2 protein-coding genes are annotated in these 26,658 nt (G+C 50.1%); both read right to left on the reverse strand.

Annotated elements, in window-relative coordinates:
• Positions 1-9,708 (reverse strand): Ig-like domain-containing protein, encoded by a 9,708-nt coding sequence (locus OZP13_RS14370; RefSeq protein WP_281297600.1) that lies wholly within the window; start codon positions 9,706-9,708, stop codon positions 1-3.
• Positions 9,705-26,354, reverse strand: coding sequence for a cadherin-like domain-containing protein (locus OZP13_RS14375; RefSeq protein WP_281297601.1), 16,650 nt, complete (start codon positions 26,352-26,354; stop codon positions 9,705-9,707). Before OZP13_RS14375 ends, OZP13_RS14370 begins: the two co-directional genes overlap by 4 nt.
• Positions 26,355-26,658: the final 304 nt, after the last annotated feature.

Here is a 26,658-nt window from a genome sequence, read left to right on the forward strand (position 1 = left end):
TTATCGGTTTATGTACAAATACCCTGCTTTTTCGTGTCCTGTTGAAGCACTATCTTGGTATCTCAGAATATAATAATAAGTTCCTTCCGGCAATTCCTCAGATTGATTTACAGTTACTCTTCCTTCTGAAATTCCCTTAAAGGCTCTATCGGAATTATTATAACCACTTCTTTCGAAAACCAAAACTCCCCATCTGTTATAAATCTCAACTGAGTTTTTAGGATAACATTCCAATCCTCTTATATAGAACACATCATTATCACCGTCTCCATTTGGAGAAACTGCATTGAATACTTCTATTAAACATCCTGAAACTCCCATTACAGTTGGTTTATCGTCAAGAATATTTGTGTTGTCTGACAAATCGGTTACAATAGTACCATTCAAACTTGTAGCAGTCACCATAGCTTGATTTTTAATTGAACCCATATTAATATCATTCTGTTTGATGGCATAAGTTGCTGTATAGGCGTTGCTATTCGTTTCTCCTATTCCCAAACTGGCTATTGGACTACCCGTAAGAATTACATCCGGCAAATAATTATCTTCTACCGTAACGTTGGAAAGAACCACATTACCTGTATTTGTAATTGCAAAAACATACGAAATAGTTTCACCGGCCTGAGCATATCCATCTGCATTTTCATCATTGAAAGTTGCTGTTTTTATGATGGCAATACTTGGTTTTTCATCAACAATTATTGTTTTTGTAGCCGTATCGCAAACCACTGGTGTTGCAACGGTACAAATTGTGTAATTTACAGCATAAGTACCTGATGGTGCATTGGCAGGGACAGTCACCGTTCCGTCTGCATTCATAACAATACCTCCGCCAATTGGCTGTAGCACTGTTAGAGTAATTTGTGACAGTGTAAATGGATTTCCGTTTACATTGTCATTAGCATACAAAGTTGGGAGTACCGTTACAACTCCTGCAGGAACTGTTGCAGCAACATCATTTATGGCATCGATTGATGGATTGACAACTACAGTTGTTGTTGCCGTATCACAAACCGATGGTGTGGCAACAGTACAAATCGTATAAGTTACCGGATAACTTCCTGATGGTGCATTCGCCGGAACCGTTATCGTTCCGTCTGCATTCATCAAGATGCCTCCACCAATTGGCAAGGTACTCATGGTTACTTGCGATGGCGTGAATGGATTGCCGTTTACGGTGTCATTTGCGAATAAACTTGGTATCGTTGTGACAACTCCTCCTGCCACTGATACGGGTATCACATCGTTGGTTGCATCGATTGATGGATTGACAACTACAGTTGTTGTTGCCGTATCACAAACCGATGGCGTGGCAACAGTACAAATCGTGTAAGTTACCGGATAACTTCCTGATGGTGCATTGGCAGGAACCGTTATCGTTCCGTCTGCATTCATCAAGATGCCTCCACCAATTGGCAAGGTAGTCAAGGTTACTTGCGATGGCGTAAATGGGTTGCCGTTTACAGTATCGTTACCAAACAAGCTTGCGGTTGTGGTTACAACTCCACCTGCCACTGATACAGGTATCACATCGTTGGTTGCATCGATTGATGGATTGACAACTACAGTTGTTGTTGCCGTATCACAAACCGATGGTGTGGCAACGGTACAAATCGTGTAAGTTACCGGATAACTTCCTGATGGTGCATTGGCAGGAACCGTTATCGTTCCGTCTGCATTCATCAAGATGCCTCCACCAATTGGTAAGGTAGTCAAGGTTACTTGCGATGGCGTAAATGGGTTGCCATTTACGGTGTCATTTGCGAATAAACTTGGTATCGTTGTTATAACTCCTCCTGGAACTGTTGTCGCAACATCATCTGTAGCATCGACTGATGGATTAATCACTATTGTTGTTGTTGCAGGTGTTACATCTAAACTACCATTATTGTCTGTTGCAGTAAAAGTAAACAAGTCCTCTCCTGTAAATGCCCCACTTGGATCGTACGTCAACATAGCCACTTGAGCTGGAGTCAATATCTGATTTATGGCCACTACAGTACCTGACAAAGCCAAAACACCTTTTGAAGGCAAACTCAAAATAGTGTAACTCACTATCGTTCCATCTGTATCTGTAGCTGTCAATGGTGCAATTAAAGTGGCTCCTGCGGCGGATGAAATCCCGGCATTAGCATTATCATTAGCTACAGGCGCATTGTTTCCAACTGGAATAACAATAGTTGCAGGTGAAATATCTAATGCTCCTTCGTTGTCTGTTGCAGTAAACACAAAGCTATCATTCCCTGTAAATGCCCCACTTGGATCATAGGTCAACATAGCTGCTTGAACTGGAGTTAATACTTGATTAATTATCACTGCCATTCCTGACAAAGCTAAAATTCCATTTGCAGGTAGACTTAAAATAGTATAATTAGCGATAGTTCCATCTAAATCTGTGGCAACTAAAGCATTAATTGCTGTCGCAACTGCCGTTGAAGGAATAATAGTGTTTGTATCGTTCACTGCCACTGGCGCATCGTTTACTGGGGTTACGGTGATCAATTCATTGGCGGTAGCCGTGGTGGTTCCGTCTGTAATAACATATGGAATGCTCACTGCTGTCGCTGAATTGAAGTTCAATGCTGGAGTGAAAGTAATCACGCCGGCTGCATCTATGTTGACCGTTCCGTTGGTTACCGCAATCACTTGTGCCGTTCCCGGGGTCAAGGTGGTTCCGTTGATGGATTGGATGCTCAAGGTATCGCCATCCAAGTCGGTGTCGGCTGTTAATGGGTTTAGCGTTACCGTGCCTTCTTCGGCCACGGTGTAGCTGTCGTCAACCGCCACTGGAGCATCGTTGGCCGGGCTTACCGTGATCAATTCGTTGGCCGTGCTGCTACCGCCGTTTCCATCCGTGATGATATATGGAATGCTCACTGCTGTCGCTGAATTGAAGTTCAATGCTGGAGTGAAAGTAATCACGCCGGCTGCATCTATGTTTACGGTTCCCTTGGTTACCGCAATCACTTGCGCCGTTCCCGGTGTCAAGGTGGTTCCGTTGATGGATTGGATGCTCAAGGTATCGCCATCCAAGTCGGTGTCGGCTGTTAATGGGTTTAGCGTTACCGTCCCTTCTTCGGCCACGGTGTAGCTGTCGTCAACCGCCACTGGCGCATCGTTGGCCGGGCTTACCGTGATCAATTCGTTGGCCGTGCTGCTACCGCCGTTTCCATCCGTGATGATATATGGAATGCTCACTGCTGTCGCTGAATTGAAGTTAGCATCTGGAGTGAAAGTAATCACTCCTGCTGCCGTGATGTTGACCGTTCCGTTGGTTACCGCAATCACTTGCGCCGTTCCCGGTGTCAAGGTGGTTCCGTTGATGGATTGGATGCTCAAGGTATCGCCATCCAAGTCGGTGTCGGCTGTTAATGGGTTTAGCGTTACCGTCCCTTCTTCGGCCACGGTGTAGCTGTCGTCAACCGCCACTGGAGCATCGTTGGCCGGGCTTACCGTGATCAATTCGTTGGCCGTGCTGCTACCGCCGTTTCCATCCGTGATGATATATGGAATGCTCACTGCTGTCGCTGAATTGAAGTTAGCATCTGGAGTGAAAGTAATCACGCCGGCTGCATCTATGTTGACCGTTCCGTTGGTTACCGCAATCACTTGCGCCGTTCCCGGTGTCAAGGTGGTTCCGTTGATGGATTGGATGCTCAAGGTATCGCCATCCAAGTCGGTGTCGGCTGTTAATGGGTTTAGCGTTACCGTCCCTTCTTCGGCCACGGTGTAGCTGTCGTCAACCGCCACTGGAGCATCGTTGGCCGGGCTTACCGTGATCAATTCGTTGGCCGTGCTGCTACCGCCGTTTCCATCCGTGATGATATATGGAATGCTCACTGCTGTCGCTGAATTGAAGTTCAATGCTGGAGTGAAAGTAATCACGCCGGCTGCATCTATGTTGACCGTTCCGTTGGTTACCGCAATCACTTGCGCCGTTCCCGGTGTCAAGGTGGTTCCGTTGATGGATTGGATGCTCAAGGTATCGCCATCCAAGTCGGTGTCGGCTGTTAATGGGTTTAGCGTTACCGTCCCTTCTTCGGCCACGGTGTAGCTGTCGTCAACCGCCACTGGAGCATCGTTGGCCGGGCTTACCGTGATCAATTCGTTGGCCGTGCTGCTACCGCCGTTTCCATCCGTGATGATATATGGAATGCTCACTGCTGTCGCTGAATTGAAGTTCAATGCTGGAGTGAAAGTAATCACTCCTGCTGCATCTATGTTGACCGTTCCGTTGGTTACCGCAATCACTTGCGCCGTTCCCGGTGTCAAGGTGGTTCCGTTGATGGATTGGATGCTCAAGGTATCGCCATCCAAGTCGGTGTCGGCTGTTAATGGGTTTAGCGTTACCGTCCCTTCTTCGGCCACGGTGTAGCTGTCGTCAACCGCCACTGGAGCATCGTTGGCCGGGCTTACCGTGATCAATTCGTTGGCCGTGCTGCTACCGCCGTTTCCATCCGTGATGATATATGGAATGCTCACTGCTGTCGCTGAATTGAAGTTCAATGCTGGAGTGAAAGTAATCACGCCGGCTGCATCTATGTTGACCGTTCCGTTGGTTACCGCAATCACTTGCGCCGTTCCCGGTGTCAAGGTGGTTCCGTTGATGGATTGGATGCTCAAGGTATCGCCATCCAAGTCGGTGTCGGCTGTTAATGGGTTTAGCGTTACCGTCCCTTCTTCGGCCACGGTGTAGCTGTCGTCAACCGCCACTGGAGCATCGTTGGCCGGGCTTACCGTGATCAATTCGTTGGCCGTGCTGCTACCGCCGTTTCCATCCGTGATGATATATGGAATGCTCACTGCTGTCGCTGAATTGAAGTTCAATGCTGGAGTGAAAGTAATCACGCCGGCTGCCGTGATGTTGACCGTTCCGTTGGTTACCGCAATCACTTGGGCCATTCCCGGGGTCAAGGTGGTTCCATTGATGGATTGGATGCTCAAGGTATCGCCATCCAAGTCGGTGTCGGCTGTTAATGGGTTTAGCGTTACCGTCCCTTCTTCGGCCACGGTGTAGCTGTCGTCAACCGCCACTGGAGCATCGTTGGCCGGGCTTACCGTGATCAATTCGTTGGCCGTGCTGCTACCGCCGTTTCCATCCGTGATGATATATGGAATGCTCACTGCTGTCGCTGAATTGAAGTTCAATGCTGGAGTGAAAGTAATCACGCCGGCTGCATCTATGTTGACCGTTCCGTTGGTTACCGCAATCACTTGCGCCGTTCCCGGGGTCAAGGTGGTTCCATTGATGGATTGGATGCTCAAGGTATCGCCATCCAAGTCGGTGTCGGCTGTTAATGGGTTTAGCGTTACCGTCCCTTCTTCGGCCACGGTGTAGCTGTCGTCAACCGCCACTGGAGCATCGTTGGCCGGGCTTACCGTGATCAATTCGTTGGCCGTGCTGCTACCGCCGTTTCCATCCGTGATGATATATGGAATGCTCACTGCTGTCGCTGAATTGAAGTTCAATGCTGGAGTGAAAGTAATCACGCCGGCTGCCGTGATGTTGACCGTTCCGTTGGTTACCGCAATCACTTGCGCCGTTCCCGGTGTCAAGGTGGTTCCGTTGATGGATTGGATGCTCAAGGTATCGCCATCCAAGTCGGTGTCGGCTGTTAATGGGTTTAGCGTTACCGTCCCTTCTTCGGCCACGGTGTAGCTGTCGTCAACCGCCACTGGAGCATCGTTGGCCGGGCTTACCGTGATCAATTCGTTGGCCGTGCTGCTACCGCCGTTTCCATCCGTGATGATATATGGAATGCTCACTGCTGTCGCTGAATTGAAGTTCAATGCTGGAGTGAAAGCAATCACGCCGGCTGCCGTGATGTTGACCGTTCCGTTGGTTACCGCAATCACTTGCGCCGTTCCCGGGGTCAAGGTGGTTCCGTTGATGGATTGGATGCTCAAGGTATCGCCATCCAAGTCGGTGTCGGCTGTTAATGGGTTTAGCGTTACCGTCCCTTCTTCGGCCACGGTGTAGCTGTCGTCAACCGCCACTGGAGCATCGTTGGCCGGGCTTACCGTGATCAATTCGTTGGCCGTGCTGCTACCGCCGTTTCCATCCGTGATGATATATGGAATGCTCACTGCTGTCGCTGAATTGAAGTTAGCATCTGGAGTGAAAGTAATCACGCCGGCTGCATCTATGTTGACCGTTCCGTTGGTCACCGCAATCACTTGGGCCGTTCCCGGGGTCAAGGTGGTTCCGTTGATGGATTGGATGCTCAAGGTATCGCCATCCAAGTCGGTGTCGGCTGTTAATGGGTTTAGCGTTACCGTCCCTTCTTCGGCCACGGTGTAGCTGTCGTCAACCGCCACTGGAGCATCGTTGGCCGGGCTTACCGTGATCAATTCGTTGGCCGTGCTGCTACCGCCGTTTCCATCCGTGATGATATATGGAATGCTCACTGCTGTCGCTGAATTGAAGTTCAATGCTGGAGTGAAAGTAATCACGCCGGCTGCATCTATGTTTACGGTTCCGTTGGTTACCGCAATCACTTGCGCCGTTCCCGGTGTCAAGGTGGCTCCATTGATGGATTGGATGCTCAAGGTATCGCCATCCAAGTCGGTGTCGGCTGTTAATGGGTTTAGCGTTACCGTCCCTTCTTCGGCCACGGTGTAGCTGTCGTCAACCGCCACTGGAGCATCGTTGGCCGGGCTTACCGTGATCAATTCGTTGGCCGTGCTGCTACCGCCGTTTCCATCCGTGATGATATATGGAATGCTCACTGCTGTCGCTGAATTGAAGTTCAATGCTGGAGTGAAAGCAATCACGCCGGCTGCCGTGATGTTGACCGTTCCGTTGGTTACCGCAATCACTTGCGCCGTTCCCGGGGTCAAGGTGGTTCCGTTGATGGATTGGATGCTCAAGGTATCGCCATCCAAGTCGGTGTCGGCTGTTAATGGGTTTAGCGTTACCGTGCCTTCTTCGGCCACGGTGTAGCTGTCGTCAACCGCCACTGGAGCATCGTTGGCCGGGCTTACCGTGATCAATTCGTTGGCCGTGCTGCTACCGCCGTTTCCATCCGTGATGATATATGGAATGCTCACTGCAGTCGCTGAATTGAAGTTAGCATCTGGAGTGAAAGTAATCACGCCGGCTGCATCTATGTTGACCGTTCCGTTGGTTACCGCAATCACTTGCGCCGTTCCCGGTGTCAAGGTGGTTCCGTTGATGGATTGGATGCTCAAGGTATCGCCATCCAAGTCGGTGTCGGCTGTTAATGGGTTTAGCGTTACCGTCCCTTCTTCGGCCACGGTGTAGCTGTCGTCAACCGCCACTGGAGCATCGTTGGCCGGGCTTACCGTGATCAATTCGTTGGCCGTGCTGCTACCGCCGTTTCCATCCGTGATGATATATGGAATGCTCACTGCTGTCGCTGAATTGAAGTTAGCATCTGGAGTGAAAGTAATCACGCCGGCTGCATCTATGTTGACCGTTCCGTTGGTTACCGCAATCACTTGCGCCGTTCCCGGTGTCAAGGTGGTTCCGTTGATGGATTGGATGCTCAAGGTATCGCCATCCAAGTCGGTGTCGGCTGTTAATGGGTTTAGCGTTACCGTCCCTTCTTCGGCCACGGTGTAGCTGTCGTCAACCGCCACTGGAGCATCGTTGGCCGGGCTTACCGTGATCAATTCGTTGGCCGTGCTGCTACCGCCGTTTCCATCCGTGATGATATATGGAATGCTCACTGCTGTCGCTGAATTGAAGTTCAATGCTGGAGTGAAAGTAATCACGCCGGCTGCATCTATGTTTACGGTTCCCTTGGTTACCGCAATCACTTGCGCCGTTCCCGGTGTCAAGGTGGTTCCGTTGATGGATTGGATGCTCAAGGTATCGCCATCCAAGTCGGTGTCGGCTGTTAATGGGTTTAGCGTTACCGTCCCTTCTTCGGCCACGGTGTAGCTGTCGTCAACCGCCACTGGCGCATCGTTGGCCGGGCTTACCGTGATCAATTCGTTGGCCGTGCTGCTACCGCCGTTTCCATCCGTGATGATATATGGAATGCTCACTGCTGTCGCTGAATTGAAGTTAGCATCTGGAGTGAAAGTAATCACTCCTGCTGCCGTGATGTTGACCGTTCCGTTGGTTACCGCAATCACTTGCGCCGTTCCCGGTGTCAAGGTGGTTCCGTTGATGGATTGGATGCTCAAGGTATCGCCATCCAAGTCGGTGTCGGCTGTTAATGGGTTTAGCGTTACCGTCCCTTCTTCGGCCACGGTGTAGCTGTCGTCAACCGCCACTGGAGCATCGTTGGCCGGGCTTACCGTGATCAATTCGTTGGCCGTGCTGCTACCGCCGTTTCCATCCGTGATGATATATGGAATGCTCACTGCTGTCGCTGAATTGAAGTTAGCATCTGGAGTGAAAGTAATCACGCCGGCTGCATCTATGTTGACCGTTCCGTTGGTTACCGCAATCACTTGCGCCGTTCCCGGTGTCAAGGTGGTTCCGTTGATGGATTGGATGCTCAAGGTATCGCCATCCAAGTCGGTGTCGGCTGTTAATGGGTTTAGCGTTACCGTCCCTTCTTCGGCCACGGTGTAGCTGTCGTCAACCGCCACTGGAGCATCGTTGGCCGGGCTTACCGTGATCAATTCGTTGGCCGTGCTGCTACCGCCGTTTCCATCCGTGATGATATATGGAATGCTCACTGCTGTCGCTGAATTGAAGTTCAATGCTGGAGTGAAAGTAATCACTCCTGCTGCATCTATGTTGACCGTTCCGTTGGTTACCGCAATCACTTGCGCCGTTCCCGGTGTCAAGGTGGTTCCGTTGATGGATTGGATGCTCAAGGTATCGCCATCCAAGTCGGTGTCGGCTGTTAATGGGTTTAGCGTTACCGTCCCTTCTTCGGCCACGGTGTAGCTGTCGTCAACCGCCACTGGAGCATCGTTGGCCGGGCTTACCGTGATCAATTCGTTGGCCGTGCTGCTACCGCCGTTTCCATCCGTGATGATATATGGAATGCTCACTGCTGTCGCTGAATTGAAGTTCAATGCTGGAGTGAAAGTAATCACTCCTGCTGCATCTATGTTGACCGTTCCGTTGGTTACCGCAATCACTTGCGCCGTTCCCGGTGTCAAGGTGGTTCCGTTGATGGATTGGATGCTCAAGGTATCGCCATCCAAGTCGGTGTCGGCTGTTAATGGGTTTAGCGTTACCGTCCCTTCTTCGGCCACGGTGTAGCTGTCGTCAACCGCCACTGGAGCATCGTTGGCCGGGCTTACCGTGATCAATTCGTTGGCCGTGCTGCTACCGCCGTTTCCATCCGTGATGATATATGGAATGCTCACTGCTGTCGCTGAATTGAAGTTCAATGCTGGAGTGAAAGTAATCACGCCGGCTGCATCTATGTTGACCGTTCCGTTGGTTACCGCAATCACTTGCGCCGTTCCCGGTGTCAAGGTGGTTCCGTTGATGGATTGGATGCTCAAGGTATCGCCATCCAAGTCGGTGTCGGCTGTTAATGGGTTTAGCGTTACCGTCCCTTCTTCGGCCACGGTGTAGCTGTCGTCAACCGCCACTGGAGCATCGTTGGCCGGGCTTACCGTGATCAATTCGTTGGCCGTGCTGCTACCGCCGTTTCCATCCGTGATGATATATGGAATGCTCACTGCTGTCGCTGAATTGAAGTTCAATGCTGGAGTGAAAGTAATCACGCCGGCTGCCGTGATGTTGACCGTTCCGTTGGTTACCGCAATCACTTGGCCATTCCCGGGGTCAAGGTGGTTCCATTGATGGATTGGATGCTCAAGGTATCGCCATCCAAGTCGGTGTCGGCTGTTAATGGGTTTAGCGTTACCGTCCCTTCTTCGGCCACGGTGTAGCTGTCGTCAACCGCCACTGGAGCATCGTTGGCCGGGCTTACCGTGATCAATTCGTTGGCCGTGCTGCTACCGCCGTTTCCATCCGTGATGATATATGGAATGCTCACTGCTGTCGCTGAATTGAAGTTCAATGCTGGAGTGAAAGTAATCACGCCGGCTGCATCTATGTTGACCGTTCCGTTGGTTACCGCAATCACTTGCGCCGTTCCCGGGGTCAAGGTGGTTCCATTGATGGATTGGATGCTCAAGGTATCGCCATCCAAGTCGGTGTCGGCTGTTAATGGGTTTAGCGTTACCGTCCCTTCTTCGGCCACGGTGTAGCTGTCGTCAACCGCCACTGGAGCATCGTTGGCCGGGCTTACCGTGATCAATTCGTTGGCCGTGCTGCTACCGCCGTTTCCATCCGTGATGATATATGGAATGCTCACTGCTGTCGCTGAATTGAAGTTCAATGCTGGAGTGAAAGTAATCACGCCGGCTGCCGTGATGTTGACCGTTCCGTTGGTTACCGCAATCACTTGCGCCGTTCCCGGTGTCAAGGTGGTTCCGTTGATGGATTGGATGCTCAAGGTATCGCCATCCAAGTCGGTGTCGGCTGTTAATGGGTTTAGCGTTACCGTCCCTTCTTCGGCCACGGTGTAGCTGTCGTCAACCGCCACTGGAGCATCGTTGGCCGGGCTTACCGTGATCAATTCGTTGGCCGTGCTGCTACCGCCGTTTCCATCCGTGATGATATATGGAATGCTCACTGCTGTCGCTGAATTGAAGTTCAATGCTGGAGTGAAAGCAATCACGCCGGCTGCCGTGATGTTGACCGTTCCGTTGGTTACCGCAATCACTTGCGCCGTTCCCGGGGTCAAGGTGGTTCCGTTGATGGATTGGATGCTCAAGGTATCGCCATCCAAGTCGGTGTCGGCTGTTAATGGGTTTAGCGTTACCGTCCCTTCTTCGGCCACGGTGTAGCTGTCGTCAACCGCCACTGGAGCATCGTTGGCCGGGCTTACCGTGATCAATTCGTTGGCCGTGCTGCTACCGCCGTTTCCATCCGTGATGATATATGGAATGCTCACTGCTGTCGCTGAATTGAAGTTAGCATCTGGAGTGAAAGTAATCACGCCGGCTGCATCTATGTTGACCGTTCCGTTGGTCACCGCAATCACTTGGGCCGTTCCCGGGGTCAAGGTGGTTCCGTTGATGGATTGGATGCTCAAGGTATCGCCATCCAAGTCGGTGTCGGCTGTTAATGGGTTTAGCGTTACCGTCCCTTCTTCGGCCACGGTGTAGCTGTCGTCAACCGCCACTGGAGCATCGTTGGCCGGGCTTACCGTGATCAATTCGTTGGCCGTGCTGCTACCGCCGTTTCCATCCGTGATGATATATGGAATGCTCACTGCTGTCGCTGAATTGAAGTTCAATGCTGGAGTGAAAGTAATCACGCCGGCTGCATCTATGTTTACGGTTCCGTTGGTTACCGCAATCACTTGCGCCGTTCCCGGTGTCAAGGTGGCTCCATTGATGGATTGGATGCTCAAGGTATCGCCATCCAAGTCGGTGTCGGCTGTTAATGGGTTTAGCGTTACCGTCCCTTCTTCGGCCACGGTGTAGCTGTCGTCAACCGCCACTGGAGCATCGTTGGCCGGGCTTACCGTGATCAATTCGTTGGCCGTGCTGCTACCGCCGTTTCCATCCGTGATGATATATGGAATGCTCACTGCTGTCGCTGAATTGAAGTTCAATGCTGGAGTGAAAGCAATCACGCCGGCTGCCGTGATGTTGACCGTTCCGTTGGTTACCGCAATCACTTGCGCCGTTCCCGGGGTCAAGGTGGTTCCGTTGATGGATTGGATGCTCAAGGTATCGCCATCCAAGTCGGTGTCGGCTGTTAATGGGTTTAGCGTTACCGTGCCTTCTTCGGCCACGGTGTAGCTGTCGTCAACCGCCACTGGAGCATCGTTGGCCGGGCTTACCGTGATCAATTCGTTGGCCGTGCTGCTACCGCCGTTTCCATCCGTGATGATATATGGAATGCTCACTGCAGTCGCTGAATTGAAGTTAGCATCTGGAGTGAAAGTAATCACGCCGGCTGCATCTATGTTGACCGTTCCGTTGGTTACCGCAATCACTTGCGCCGTTCCCGGTGTCAAGGTGGTTCCGTTGATGGATTGGATGCTCAAGGTATCGCCATCCAAGTCGGTGTCGGCTGTTAATGGGTTTAGCGTTACCGTCCCTTCTTCGGCCACGGTGTAGCTGTCGTCAACCGCCACTGGAGCATCGTTGGCCGGGCTTACCGTGATCAATTCGTTGGCCGTGCTGCTACCGCCGTTTCCATCCGTGATGATATATGGAATGCTCACTGCTGTCGCTGAATTGAAGTTCAATGCTGGAGTGAAAGTAATCACGCCGGCTGCATCTATGTTGACCGTTCCGTTGGTTACCGCAATCACTTGCGCCGTTCCCGGTGTCAAGGTGGTTCCGTTGATGGATTGGATGCTCAAGGTATCGCCATCCAAGTCGGTGTCGGCTGTTAATGGGTTTAGCGTTACCGTCCCTTCTTCGGCCACGGTGTAGCTGTCGTCAACCGCCACTGGAGCATCGTTGGCCGGGCTTACCGTGATCAATTCGTTGGCCGTGCTGCTACCGCCGTTTCCATCCGTGATGATATATGGAATGCTCACTGCTGTCGCTGAATTGAAGTTCAATGCTGGAGTGAAAGTAATCACTCCTGCTGCATCTATGTTGACCGTTCCGTTGGTTACCGCAATCACTTGCGCCGTTCCCGGTGTCAAGGTGGTTCCGTTGATGGATTGGATGCTCAAGGTATCGCCATCCAAGTCGGTGTCGGCTGTTAATGGGTTTAGCGTTACCGTCCCTTCTTCGGCCACGGTGTAGCTGTCGTCAACCGCCACTGGAGCATCGTTGGCCGGGCTTACCGTGATCAATTCGTTGGCCGTGCTGCTACCGCCGTTTCCATCCGTGATGATATATGGAATGCTCACTGCTGTCGCTGAATTGAAGTTAGCATCTGGAGTGAAAGTAATCACTCCTGCTGCCGTGATGTTGACCGTTCCGTTGGTTACCGCAATCACTTGCGCCGTTCCCGGTGTCAAGGTGGTTCCGTTGATGGATTGGATGCTCAAGGTATCGCCATCCAAGTCGGTGTCGGCTGTTAATGGGTTTAGCGTTACCGTCCCTTCTTCGGCCACGGTGTAGCTGTCGTCAACCGCCACTGGAGCATCGTTGGCCGGGCTTACCGTGATCAATTCGTTGGCCGTGCTGCTACCGCCGTTTCCATCCGTGATGATATATGGAATGCTCACTGCAGTCGCTGAATTGAAGTTCAATGCTGGAGTGAAAGTAATCACGCCGGCTGCCGTGATGTTGACCGTTCCGTTGGTTACCGCAATCACTTGCGCCGTTCCCGGTGTCAAGGTGGTTCCGTTGATGGATTGGATGCTCAAGGTATCGCCATCCAAGTCGGTGTCGGCTGTTAATGGGTTTAGCGTTACCGTCCCTTCTTCGGCCACGGTGTAGCTGTCGTCAACCGCCACTGGAGCATCGTTGGCCGGGCTTACCGTGATCAATTCGTTGGCCGTGCTGCTACCGCCGTTTCCATCCGTGATGATATATGGAATGCTCACTGCTGTCGCTGAATTGAAGTTCAATGCTGGAGTGAAAGTAATCACGCCGGCTGCATCTATGTTGACCGTTCCGTTGGTTACCGCAATCACTTGCGCCGTTCCCGGTGTCAAGGTGGTTCCGTTGATGGATTGGATGCTCAAGGTATCGCCATCCAAGTCGGTGTCGGCTGTTAATGGGTTTAGCGTTACCGTCCCTTCTTCGGCCACGGTGTAGCTGTCGTCAACCGCCACTGGAGCATCGTTGGCCGGGCTTACCGTGATCAATTCGTTGGCCGTGCTGCTACCGCCGTTTCCATCCGTGATGATATATGGAATGCTCACTGCTGTCGCTGAATTGAAGTTAGCATCTGGAGTGAAAGTAATCACGCCGGCTGCATCTATGTTGACCGTTCCGTTGGTTACCGCAATCACTTGCGCCGTTCCCGGTGTCAAGGTGGTTCCGTTGATGGATTGGATGCTCAAGGTATCGCCATCCAAGTCGGTGTCGGCTGTTAATGGGTTTAGCGTTACCGTCCCTTCTTCGGCCACGGTGTAGCTGTCGTCAACCGCCACTGGAGCATCGTTGGCCGGGCTTACCGTGATCAATTCGTTGGCCGTGCTGCTACCGCCGTTTCCATCCGTGATGATATATGGAATGCTCACTGCTGTCGCTGAATTGAAGTTCAATGCTGGAGTGAAAGTAATCACTCCTGCTGCATCTATGTTGACCGTTCCGTTGGTTACCGCAATCACTTGCGCCGTTCCCGGGGTCAAGGTGGTTCCATTGATGGATTGGATGCTCAAGGTATCGCCATCCAAGTCGGTGTCGGCTGTTAATGGGTTTAGCGTTACCGTCCCTTCTTCGGCCACGGTGTAGCTGTCGTCAACCGCCACTGGAGCATCGTTGGCCGGGCTTACCGTGATCAATTCGTTGGCCGTGCTGCTACCGCCGTTTCCATCCGTGATGATATATGGAATGCTCACTGCTGTCGCTGAATTGAAGTTCAATGCTGGAGTGAAAGTAATCACTCCTGCTGCATCTATGTTGACCGTTCCGTTGGTTACCGCAATCACTTGCGCCGTTCCCGGTGTCAAGGTGGTTCCGTTGATGGATTGGATGCTCAAGGTATCGCCATCCAAGTCGGTGTCGGCTGTTAATGGGTTTAGCGTTACCGTCCCTTCTTCGGCCACGGTGTAGCTGTCGTCAACCGCCACTGGAGCATCGTTGGCCGGGCTTACCGTGATCAATTCGTTGGCCGTGCTGCTACCGCCGTTTCCATCCGTGATGATATATGGAATGCTCACTGCTGTCGCTGAATTGAAGTTAGCATCTGGAGTGAAAGTAATCACTCCTGCTGCCGTGATGTTGACCGTTCCGTTGGTTACCGCAATCACTTGCGCCGTTCCCGGTGTCAAGGTGGTTCCGTTGATGGATTGGATGCTCAAGGTATCGCCATCCAAGTCGGTGTCGGCTGTTAATGGGTTTAGCGTTACCGTCCCTTCTTCGGCCACGGTGTAGCTGTCGTCAACCGCCACTGGAGCATCGTTGGCCGGGCTTACCGTGATCAATTCGTTGGCCGTGCTGCTACCGCCGTTTCCATCCGTGATGATATATGGAATGCTCACTGCTGTCGCTGAATTGAAGTTAGCATCTGGAGTGAAAGTAATCACGCCGGCTGCATCTATGTTGACCGTTCCGTTGGTTACCGCAATCACTTGCGCCGTTCCCGGTGTCAAGGTGGTTCCGTTGATGGATTGGATGCTCAAGGTATCGCCATCCAAGTCGGTGTCGGCTGTTAATGGGTTTAGCGTTACCGTCCCTTCTTCGGCCACGGTGTAGCTGTCGTCAACCGCCACTGGAGCATCGTTGGCCGGGCTTACCGTGATCAATTCGTTGGCCGTGCTGCTACCGCCGTTTCCATCCGTGATGATATATGGAATGCTCACTGCTGTCGCTGAATTGAAGTTCAATGCTGGAGTGAAAGTAATCACGCCGGTTGCATCTATGTTGACCGTTCCGTTGGTTACCGCAATCACTTGCGCCGTTCCCGGTGTCAAGGTGGTTCCGTTGATGGATTGGATGCTCAAGGTATCGCCATCCAAGTCGGTGTCGGCTGTTAATGGGTTTAGCGTTACCGTCCCTTCTTCGGCCACGGTGTAGCTGTCGTCAACCGCCACTGGAGCATCGTTGGCCGGGCTTACCGTGATCAATTCGTTGGCCGTGCTGCTACCGCCGTTTCCATCCGTGATGATATATGGAATGCTCACTGCTGTCGCTGAATTGAAGTTAGCATCTGGAGTGAAAGTAATCACGCCGGCTGCATCTATGTTGACCGTTCCGTTGGTTACCGCAATCACTTGCGCCGTTCCCGGTGTCAAGGTGGTTCCGTTGATGGATTGGATGCTCAAGGTATCGCCATCCAAGTCGGTGTCGGCTGTTAATGGGTTTAGCGTTACCGTCCCTTCTTCGGCCACGGTGTAGCTGTCGTCAACCGCCACTGGAGCATCGTTGGCCGGGCTTACCGTGATCAATTCGTTGGCCGTGCTGCTACCGCCGTTTCCATCCGTGATGATATATGGAATGCTCACTGCTGTCGCTGAATTGAAGTTCAATGCTGGAGTGAAAGTAATCACTCCTGCTGCATCTATGTTGACCGTTCCGTTGGTTACCGCAATCACTTGCGCCGTTCCCGGGGTCAAGGTGGTTCCATTGATGGATTGGATGCTCAAGGTATCGCCATCCAAGTCGGTGTCGGCTGTTAATGGGTTTAGCGTTACCGTCCCTTCTTCGGCCACGGTGTAGCTGTCGTCAACCGCCACTGGAGCATCGTTGGCCGGGCTTACCGTGATCAATTCGTTGGCCGTGCTGCTACCGCCGTTTCCATCCGTGATGATATATGGAATGCTCACTGCTGTCGCTGAATTGAAGTTCAATGCTGGAGTGAAAGTAATCACGCCGGCTGCCGTGATGTTGACCGTTCCGTTGGTTACCGCAATCACTTGCGCCGTTCCCGGGGTCAAGGTGGTTCCGTTGATGGATTGGATGCTCAAGGTATCGCCATCCAAGTCGGTGTCGGCTGTTAATGGGTTTAGCGTTACCGTGCCTTCTTCGGCCACGGTGTAGCTGTCGTCAACCGCCACTGGAGCATCGTTGGCCGGGCTTACCGTGATCAATTCGTTGGCCGTGCTGCTACCGCCGTTTCCATCCGTGATGATATATGGAATGCTCACTGCTGTCGCTGAATTGAAGTTAGCATCTGGAGTGAAAGTAATCACTCCTGCTGCCGTGATGTTGACCGTTCCGTTGGTTACCGCAATCACTTGCGCCGTTCCCGGTGTCAAGGTGGTTCCGTTGATGGATTGGATGCTCAAGGTATCGCCATCCAAGTCGGTGTCGGCTGTTAATGGGTTTAGCGTTACCGTCCCTTCTTCGGCCACGGTGTAGCTGTCGTCAACCGCCACTGGAGCATCGTTGGCCGGGCTTACCGTGATCAATTCGTTGGCCGTGCTGCTACCGCCGTTTCCATCCGTGATGATATATGGAATGCTCACTGCTGTCGCTGAATTGAAGTTCAATGCTGGAGTGAAAGTAATCACGCCGGCTGCATCTATGTTGACCGTTCCGTTGGTTACCGCAATCACTTGCGCCGTTCCCGGTGTCAAGGTGGTTCCGTTGATGGATTGGATGCTCAAGGTATCGCCATCCAAGTCGGTGTCGGCTGTTAATGGGTTTAGCGTTACCGTCCCTTCTTCGGCCACGGTGTAGCTGTCGTCAACCGCCACTGGAGCATCGTTGGCCGGGCTTACCGTGATCAATTCGTTGGCCGTGCTGCTACCGCCGTTTCCATCCGTGATGATATATGGAATGCTCACTGCTGTCGCTGAATTGAAGTTCAATGCTGGAGTGAAAGTAATCACTCCTGCTGCATCTATGTTGACCGTTCCGTTGGTTACCGCAATCACTTGCGCCGTTCCCGGTGTCAAGGTGGTTCCGTTGATGGATTGGATGCTCAAGGTATCGCCATCCAAGTCGGTGTCGGCTGTTAATGGGTTTAGCGTTACCGTCCCTTCTTCGGCCACGGTGTAGCTGTCGTCAACCGCCACTGGAGCATCGTTGGCCGGGCTTACCGTGATCAATTCGTTGGCCGTGCTGCTACCGCCGTTTCCATCCGTGATGATATATGGAATGCTCACTGCTGTCGCTGAATTGAAGTTAGCATCTGGAGTGAAAGTAATCACTCCTGCTGCCGTGATGTTGACCGTTCCGTTGGTTACCGCAATCACTTGCGCCGTTCCCGGTGTCAAGGTGGTTCCGTTGATGGATTGGATGCTCAAGGTATCGCCATCCAAGTCGGTGTCGGCTGTTAATGGGTTTAGCGTTACCGTCCCTTCTTCGGCCACGGTGTAGCTGTCGTCAACCGCCACTGGAGCATCGTTGGCCGGGCTTACCGTGATCAATTCGTTGGCCGTGCTGCTACCGCCGTTTCCATCCGTGATGATATATGGAATGCTCACTGCAGTCGCTGAATTGAAGTTCAATGCTGGAGTGAAAGTAATCACGCCGGCTGCCGTGATGTTGACCGTTCCGTTGGTTACCGCAATCACTTGCGCCGTTCCCGGTGTCAAGGTGGTTCCGTTGATGGATTGGATGCTCAAGGTATCGCCATCCAAGTCGGTGTCGGCTGTTAATGGGTTTAGCGTTACCGTCCCTTCTTCGGCCACGGTGTAGCTGTCGTCAACCGCCACTGGAGCATCGTTGGCCGGGCTTACCGTGATCAATTCGTTGGCCGTGCTGCTACCGCCGTTTCCATCCGTGATGATATATGGAATGCTCACTGCTGTCGCTGAATTGAAGTTCAATGCTGGAGTGAAAGTAATCACGCCGGCTGCCGTGATGTTGACCGTTCCGTTGGTTACCGCAATCACTTGCGCCGTTCCCGGGGTCAAGGTGGTTCCGTTGATGGATTGGATGCTCAAGGTATCGCCATCCAAGTCGGTGTCGGCTGTTAATGGGTTTAGCGTTACCGTGCCTTCTTCGGCCACGGTGTAGCTGTCGTCAACCGCCACTGGAGCATCGTTGGCCGGGCTTACCGTGATCAATTCGTTGGCCGTGCTGCTACCGCCGTTTCCATCCGTGATGATATATGGAATGCTCACTGCTGTCGCTGAATTGAAGTTAGCATCTGGAGTGAAAGTAATCACTCCTGCTGCCGTGATGTTGACCGTTCCGTTGGTTACCGCAATCACTTGCGCCGTTCCCGGTGTCAAGGTGGTTCCGTTGATGGATTGGATGCTCAAGGTATCGCCATCCAAGTCGGTGTCGGCTGTTAATGGGTTTAGCGTTACCGTCCCTTCTTCGGCCACGGTGTAGCTGTCGTCAACCGCCACTGGAGCATCGTTGGCCGGGCTTACCGTGATCAATTCGTTGGCCGTGCTGCTACCGCCGTTTCCATCCGTGATGATATATGGAATGCTCACTGCTGTCGCTGAATTGAAGTTCAATGCTGGAGTGAAAGTAATCACGCCGGCTGCATCTATGTTGACCGTTCCGTTGGTTACCGCAATCACTTGCGCCGTTCCCGGTGTCAAGGTGGTTCCGTTGATGGATTGGATGCTCAAGGTATCGCCATCCAAGTCGGTGTCGGCTGTTAATGGGTTTAGCGTTACCGTCCCTTCTTCGGCCACGGTGTAGCTGTCGTCAACCGCCACTGGAGCATCGTTGGCCGGGCTTACCGTGATCAATTCGTTGGCCGTGCTGCTACCGCCGTTTCCATCCGTGATGATATATGGAATGCTCACTGCTGTCGCTGAATTGAAGTTCAATGCTGGAGTGAAAGTAATCACTCCTGCTGCATCTATGTTGACCGTTCCGTTGGTTACCGCAATCACTTGCGCCGTTCCCGGTGTCAAGGTGGTTCCGTTGATGGATTGGATGCTCAAGGTATCGCCATCCAAGTCGGTGTCGGCTGTTAATGGGTTTAGCGTTACCGTCCCTTCTTCGGCCACGGTGTAGCTGTCGTCAACCGCCACTGGAGCATCGTTGGCCGGGCTTACCGTGATCAATTCGTTGGCCGTGCTGCTACCGCCGTTTCCATCCGTGATGATATATGGAATGCTCACTGCTGTCGCTGAATTGAAGTTAGCATCTGGAGTGAAAGTAATCACGCCGGCTGCATCTATGTTGACCGTTCCGTTGGTTACCGCAATCACTTGCGCCGTTCCCGGTGTCAAGGTGGTTCCGTTGATGGATTGGATGCTCAAGGTATCGCCATCCAAGTCGGTGTCGGCTGTTAATGGGTTTAGCGTTACCGTCCCTTCTTCGGCCACGGTGTAGCTGTCGTCAACCGCCACTGGAGCATCGTTGGCCGGGCTTACCGTGATCAATTCGTTGGCCGTGCTGCTACCGCCGTTTCCATCCGTGATGATATATGGAATGCTCACTGCTGTCGCTGAATTGAAGTTAGCATCTGGAGTGAAAGTAATCACGCCGGCTGCATCTATGTTGACCGTTCCGTTGGTCACCGCAATCACTTGGGCCGTTCCCGGGGTCAAGGTGGTTCCATTGATGGATTGGATGCTCAAGGTATCGCCATCCAAGTCGGTGTCGGCTGTTAATGGGTTTAGCGTTACCGTGCCTTCTTCGGCCACGGTGTAGCTGTCGTCAACCGCCACTGGAGCATCGTTGGCCGGGCTTACCGTGATCAATTCGTTGGCCGTGCTGCTACCGCCGTTTCCATCCGTGATGATATATGGAATGCTCACTGCTGTCGCTGAATTGAAGTTCAATGCTGGAGTGAAAGTAATCACGCCGGCTGCATCTATGTTGACCGTTCCGTTGGTTACCGCAATCACTTGGGCCATTCCCGGGGTCAAGGTGGTTCCATTGATGGATTGGATGCTCAAGGTATCGCCATCCAAGTCGGTGTCGGCTGTTAATGGGTTTAGCGTTACCGTCCCTTCTTCGGCCACGGTGTAGCTGTCGTCAACCGCCACTGGAGCATCGTTGGCCGGGCTTACCGTGATCAATTCGTTGGCCGTGCTGCTACCGCCGTTTCCATCCGTGATGATATATGGAATGCTCACTGCTGTCGCTGAATTGAAGTTCAATGCTGGAGTGAAAGTAATCACGCCGGTTGCATCTATGTTGACCGTTCCGTTGGTTACCGCAATCACTTGCGCCGTTCCCGGTGTCAAGGTGGTTCCGTTGATGGATTGGATGCTCAAGGTATCGCCATCCAAGTCGGTGTCGGCTGTTAATGGGTTTAGCGTTACCGTCCCTTCTTCGGCCACGGTGTAGCTGTCGTCAACCGCCACTGGAGCATCGTTGGCCGGGCTTACCGTGATCAATTCGTTGGCCGTGCTGCTACCGCCGTTTCCATCCGTGATGATATATGGAATGCTCACTGCTGTCGCTGAATTGAAGTTCAATGCTGGAGTGAAAGTAATCACGCCGGCTGCCGTGATGTTGACCGTTCCGTTGGTTACCGCAATCACTTGCGCCGTTCCCGGGGTCAAGGTGGTTCCGTTGATGGATTGGATGCTCAAGGTATCGCCATCCAAGTCGGTGTCGGCTGTTAATGGGTTTAGCGTTACCGTCCCTTCTTCGGCCACGGTGTAGCTGTCGTCAACCGCCACTGGAGCATCGTTGGCCGGGCTTACCGTGATCAATTCGTTGGCCGTGCTGCTACCGCCGTTTCCATCCGTGATGATATATGGAATGCTCACTGCTGTCGCTGAATTGAAGTTCAATGCTGGAGTGAAAGTAATCACGCCGGCTGCATCTATGTTTACGGTTCCGTTGGTTACCGCAATCACTTGCGCCGTTCCCGGTGTCAAGGTGGTTCCGTTGATGGATTGGATGCTCAAGGTATCGCCATCCAAGTCGGTGTCGGCTGTTAATGGGTTTAGCGTTACCGTCCCTTCTTCGGCCACGGTGTAGCTGTCGTCAACCGCCACTGGCGCATCGTTGGCCGGGCTTACCGTGATCAATTCGTTGGCCGTGCTGCTACCGCCGTTTCCATCCGTGATGATATATGGAATGCTCACTGCTGTCGCTGAATTGAAGTTCAATGCTGGAGTGAAAGTAATCACGCCGGCTGCCGTGATGTTGACCGTTCCGTTGGTTACCGCAATCACTTGCGCCGTTCCCGGTGTCAAGGTGGTTCCGTTGATGGATTGGATGCTCAAGGTATCGCCATCCAAGTCGGTGTCGGCTGTTAATGGGTTTAGCGTTACCGTGCCTTCTTCGGCCACGGTGTAGCTGTCGTCAACCGCCACTGGAGCATCGTTGGCCGGGCTTACCGCAATGGTCGTTTGTCCATTGACTGTAGTCGTGCCATCGCTTAGGCTGTACGTGAAGTTCCCTACAACATCGGTTCCATTATAGTCTGCTGGCGCATCATATTGTAGTCCTGTCAATTGGGTACCGGTCAAGGTTTGTCCGTTGGTTACGGCTGTGCCGTCTGCCAAGGTTACTGTTCCCAAAGTTGGTAATCCTGTAACTGTAATAATAAGGATAGCACTATCAGGATCCGTTGGAGCGGTTAATCCAAGTGCTGTATTGATGCTTTCTTCAGCTACATTTATAATACTGTTCGAAGCTATTGGCGGACAATTATTTACAGTTACAATTTCAGTTTCTATCAATTGAATAGTACAAGTCGTAGAAGTATTAGTTGCCAAAACATTAAACGTAGTAGTTGTACTCAACGCTCCCGTTGATAGACTAATCGTTCCTCCTGTTCCAATAACTGCCGTACCTATATTTGTTGTTCCATCTCGCAATTGGTAACTGATACCAACTTCCGAATCCGTTACACTTATGTTTGTTGTTGCCCCTGTACAAATTGAACTTGTTCCGCTTAATACTAATGTAGCCGATGGGGTCGTGTTTACCGTTACAACCACACTTCCTGTCATATTCGAAGTACATCCTGTTACTGCAGTTGCCACGACAGTATAAGTTCCTGCTACTGTTTGATTTCCGAAACTGATTGCAGCACCAGTACCCGCTACAACACTACCAGTATTAACACCTCCAATTTGTAACTGATAATTTACTCCAATTTGGGAATTACCTAAACCTACAGCGACCCCAGTTCCTCCACTACAATAAGCTCCCCCACCAGTAACGCTATATGCGGTAGGATTAGATACCGTTAACACAGCAGCGGTAGAAACCACATAGGCACAGACAAAATTAGATTCTGTTACTATAACTCTATATTGATAACCATTCATGGAACAGGTTATCCCAGTCAAGCTTAAAGAAGATGAGTTGGTACCAATATTAGTCCAAGTAGTTCCGTTTGTACTTTGCTGCCATTGGAATTGTGTGACTCCAGAACCTCCAGAAGTTGTTACCAAAAAGGTTGCTGTACCGCCAAAGGTTGCTGTCTGATTTGCAGGAACACTAACTGTACTTGGTGTTCCAACCGTTACAGCATTTGTATAATTTCCCGAATAAGAGGCTGCAGTCACTTGACCGTTTGCATTCACAGTTGGAACTCCAACACCATAAACGCCTCCATCATTACCATCGGCTGTTGCTAAATTATAATATTCATTGGCATCTGAACAGCCATCGTTATCAGAATCTAAATCTAGATAATTAGGAATTCCATCACCATCCGTATCACATATTTTTTGATTTATTAAGATGTCATCTAACGCTAAATCATTACCATTGCCGCCAGTAGAATTATTTTTAAATACAACATCTATATTTACATCTGAAGAAGGAATAAAAAGAGTTGGGTTTGTAAAATTTTTCCAAGCATTTGTATTCCCTGCTGCTTCAACAGGTATATCTCCAGTTGAAAAACTATATAAAACATTTGTAGGATTTCCTGTTTCTTGAAATTCCACAGTTACATTGGGAAGAATTCTACCCGTAGCAGCCAAATCAATATTCATAACCCAAAAAGAAGTATTAATAGGCGCGTTTGCAACAACGCCTGTTAATGTTCTTCTATAAAACTCTCCTGCTGCATAACTGGCATTAAAAATAGCCATCCTACCCGCAGTAGGCGTAGTTCCACCATTCGTGTGATCACCAATGGTTTGCCAAACTCCCGGCACCCAAGAAGATGTGTATTTTATGTCATTAAATATAGTATAACGTCCGTCTTGCAATGATTGTGGCGCTGATGATCCATTCTGCCAATCTGTTGGGGTTAATCCAACTTGAGCTTGATAATAATTATAATTTGTATATGGAGAAGAAATACTTAAAGTGCCATTTGCGGTACTTTGAGTTCCAAAATTTTCTGCAAACAAAGGATTTATGTATGTACCTGTCAAACCACAAGATGAGTTCTCTACACTATCAAGAATTCCATCATTATCGTCATCTAAATCTACAGTGTTAAAAATTGTATCTCCGTCAGAATCGATGTCTATAGTAATTATTTTAGTGGTTTGACATCCATTACTATTCGTATAAATGATCGTTGTTGCTCCTGTTGAAACACCAGTTACTACACCTGCACTTGTGACTGTTGCAATTGCAGGATTACTTGAAATCCAAGGATTGGTACTTGCAGGTGTTCCACTTCCTATTAGAGTTGCAGATTGACCTGATAATAGTACACTTACTCCTGTGATTGTTGGCAAGGCATTTACCGTTACCGTAGTGCTAGCCGTTAATGCACGATTACAAGTTCCGTTACTTACATTGGTTAAGTTTAAAGTGGTGTTTGCTGAAACTCCAGTTACCGTAACTGCAACTGTTCCGCCAGCTCCTATTGTAGCTGTGCCTGAAGCTGCTCCTGTATAAGTAACCGTGTTTCCAGCAGTTCCTGTAATTGTGAAAATGGCATTTGCACCTGAACAAACAGGAGTATTCGAACTCAATGTGGCTGCTGTTGGCAAAGCATTCACCGTCACTGTCACAGGCGTAGTAGCTACTGACTCACAAGCAACACTATTTAATGTTGATATGGTAATTCTTCGATATTGTGTGGTTGCTGTCAAGCCAGATGGTTCATCATAAGTGGCCGCAGTAGCGGATGCTATAGTATTCCATGTACTAAATGGACTTACTGCACTTTCCCATCGGTAGGTAATTGTTCCCGATCCTGTTCCTGCTGTAGTGCTTGTAAATGCCGCTGGATCACCTGAGCTGCAAATCGTTTGATCTGCTGCAATAGCTCCTGCGGTAGGTGCTGCTTGCACTATTATAGTTCCTGTGGTTACAGCTGGAGGACATCCACCTGTTGTTGTTACAGTATAATTGAAAGTTCCATTTACTGTTGGTGTACCACTTATTGTTGCAATATTCCCAGACCAAGAGCCGGTAACACCTGATGGCAATTCAGAAAATGTGGCTCCTGTAGCTCCTGTAGTGGCTAGGTTAATACTAGTCATGGGGCTGTTGATACAAGTAGTAAGGTTTACACCAGCTGCGATGGTATTTGTTGGAGTAACGATTAGAGTGATATCTGTAGAAATAATACAACCCGATACATAGGCAATAGTTAATGTGTATGTTCCAGCATTAATAGGTTGTACATTGGGTATTGTTGGACTTTGCAAATTGGATGTAAAGCCATTAGGACCTACCCAACTGTAAGTAGCTCCAGTAGTTGTTACTCCTTCTAAAGTAGCTGTTTGTCCTTGACAAATGGTCAAAGGTGTTGGTGTTACAGCTACGGCGGTAATGCTTACCCAATGATCCTCTACCTCCCCATCTGGAGCAAATCCTGTAGGGCCTAAATTATTTGTAGAAGAAAGTCGTATTCTTGTGTAATAATTACTGCCAGATTTGAGTCCCATAATAGCCGAAAGAGGTACTGTGACATTTCCATTTGTGCCTGTAACTACTGTGTAAGTGGCTTTTTCATTGGTATCAAAAACACCGTTACTATTTGCATCTATCCATAAACTAAGATAGGCCGGGTTGGCTGTTTGGTTTTTTACTTTTATGGTAGCTCCACAAAGTGGCCAAGAGAAACCTACAATCGAATCCTCATCATCAATTCCTGCTAAATCATCAGCATTAGGATTTAATCCTGCAGCAACAGGAGTATAGCTAGCTTCGGCATCTATAGTCGTTCCAAGCAATAGTAATGGATCTACAAAAGTACCTCTTTTTGCATCGGCTACATTTGTTGATGTTGATATATTCGTATCTCCTAGTGGCAAATCACCCCCAGTAATGGAGTTATTGACAATATGATTTGCCATCCCATAAGAATTTGGCGCATCAGAATAATCTATTTCTTCTATAAAACCTATTGCTAAATGTTGTGTTCCTCTCCCTCTCAATGACACGTCAATTGATGGCACATCTTCCGCAACAAGAAGCGCATCACCCCTTTTGTTTCCAGTTGCAGTAGCAACAGCTCGAACCGTTCTGCCAGTATTAGAAACAGTAAGCTTTAGTGCTATATTTGCCCAATCATTATTGTAAACAAACTTATCCATATAGCGCACAATACCCGATGGTGCAGTAATTTGATAATACTCACCTGGGATAAATGGATCTAGAGATTCCGTACCTGCAACCACAAATGCAGCAGCAGTGGTAACAGTGCCATTGGGGTAAGTAGCAACCACAGTTACAGTAAAAGATGCTGTAGCTCCATTATCACCATTGTCAATACCAATAATATTACCCGCACCCGTATTTCCTCCTATTTCGCCATAACCCCAATAGAAATTACTTCCAGCAGTATAACTATAACTAGAACGAGACTTAGGTGTTCCTGCAACATTGGATATTGTAGCGGTATAAACAACTCCTGAGGGCGCAGTAAAGGAGCGACTCGTGCCATTGACGATCGGATCCGATTCATCTCCTAATCCGTTCAAATCCCAATTGAGCCAAAAAATTTTGTCTTTATACAAACCAGTACCTGTAGTAGCCTTTCCTGCTTGTGCTTGTAACTGTATAGTTGCTAACATTACAAATAGCACAGTAAGTAGGCTTTTGAATAGCTTTGTTGAAGAAAGTAATTTTTTATTCATAACTCTATAGTAATTAAAATAATGTCATTAAATTTTGTTTGAAAAATATTTGTTTATTGTATTATTTTAAAAAACATTAAACAAAAAAATTCTATAAAACTCTAATCTGTCTAATTCTTTTTTTAGACTTTTTTTTTAGATAAACTTCAGAACATAAGTCCTGAAAACACCATGCACGCATAGTTGATAAAAATTCAAAAAAATTTCCCATATTACTATACATCGAGCAACATACTAGATT

Source organism: Flavobacterium limnophilum (assembly GCF_027111315.2).
Taxonomy (GTDB): domain Bacteria; phylum Bacteroidota; class Bacteroidia; order Flavobacteriales; family Flavobacteriaceae; genus Flavobacterium; species Flavobacterium limnophilum.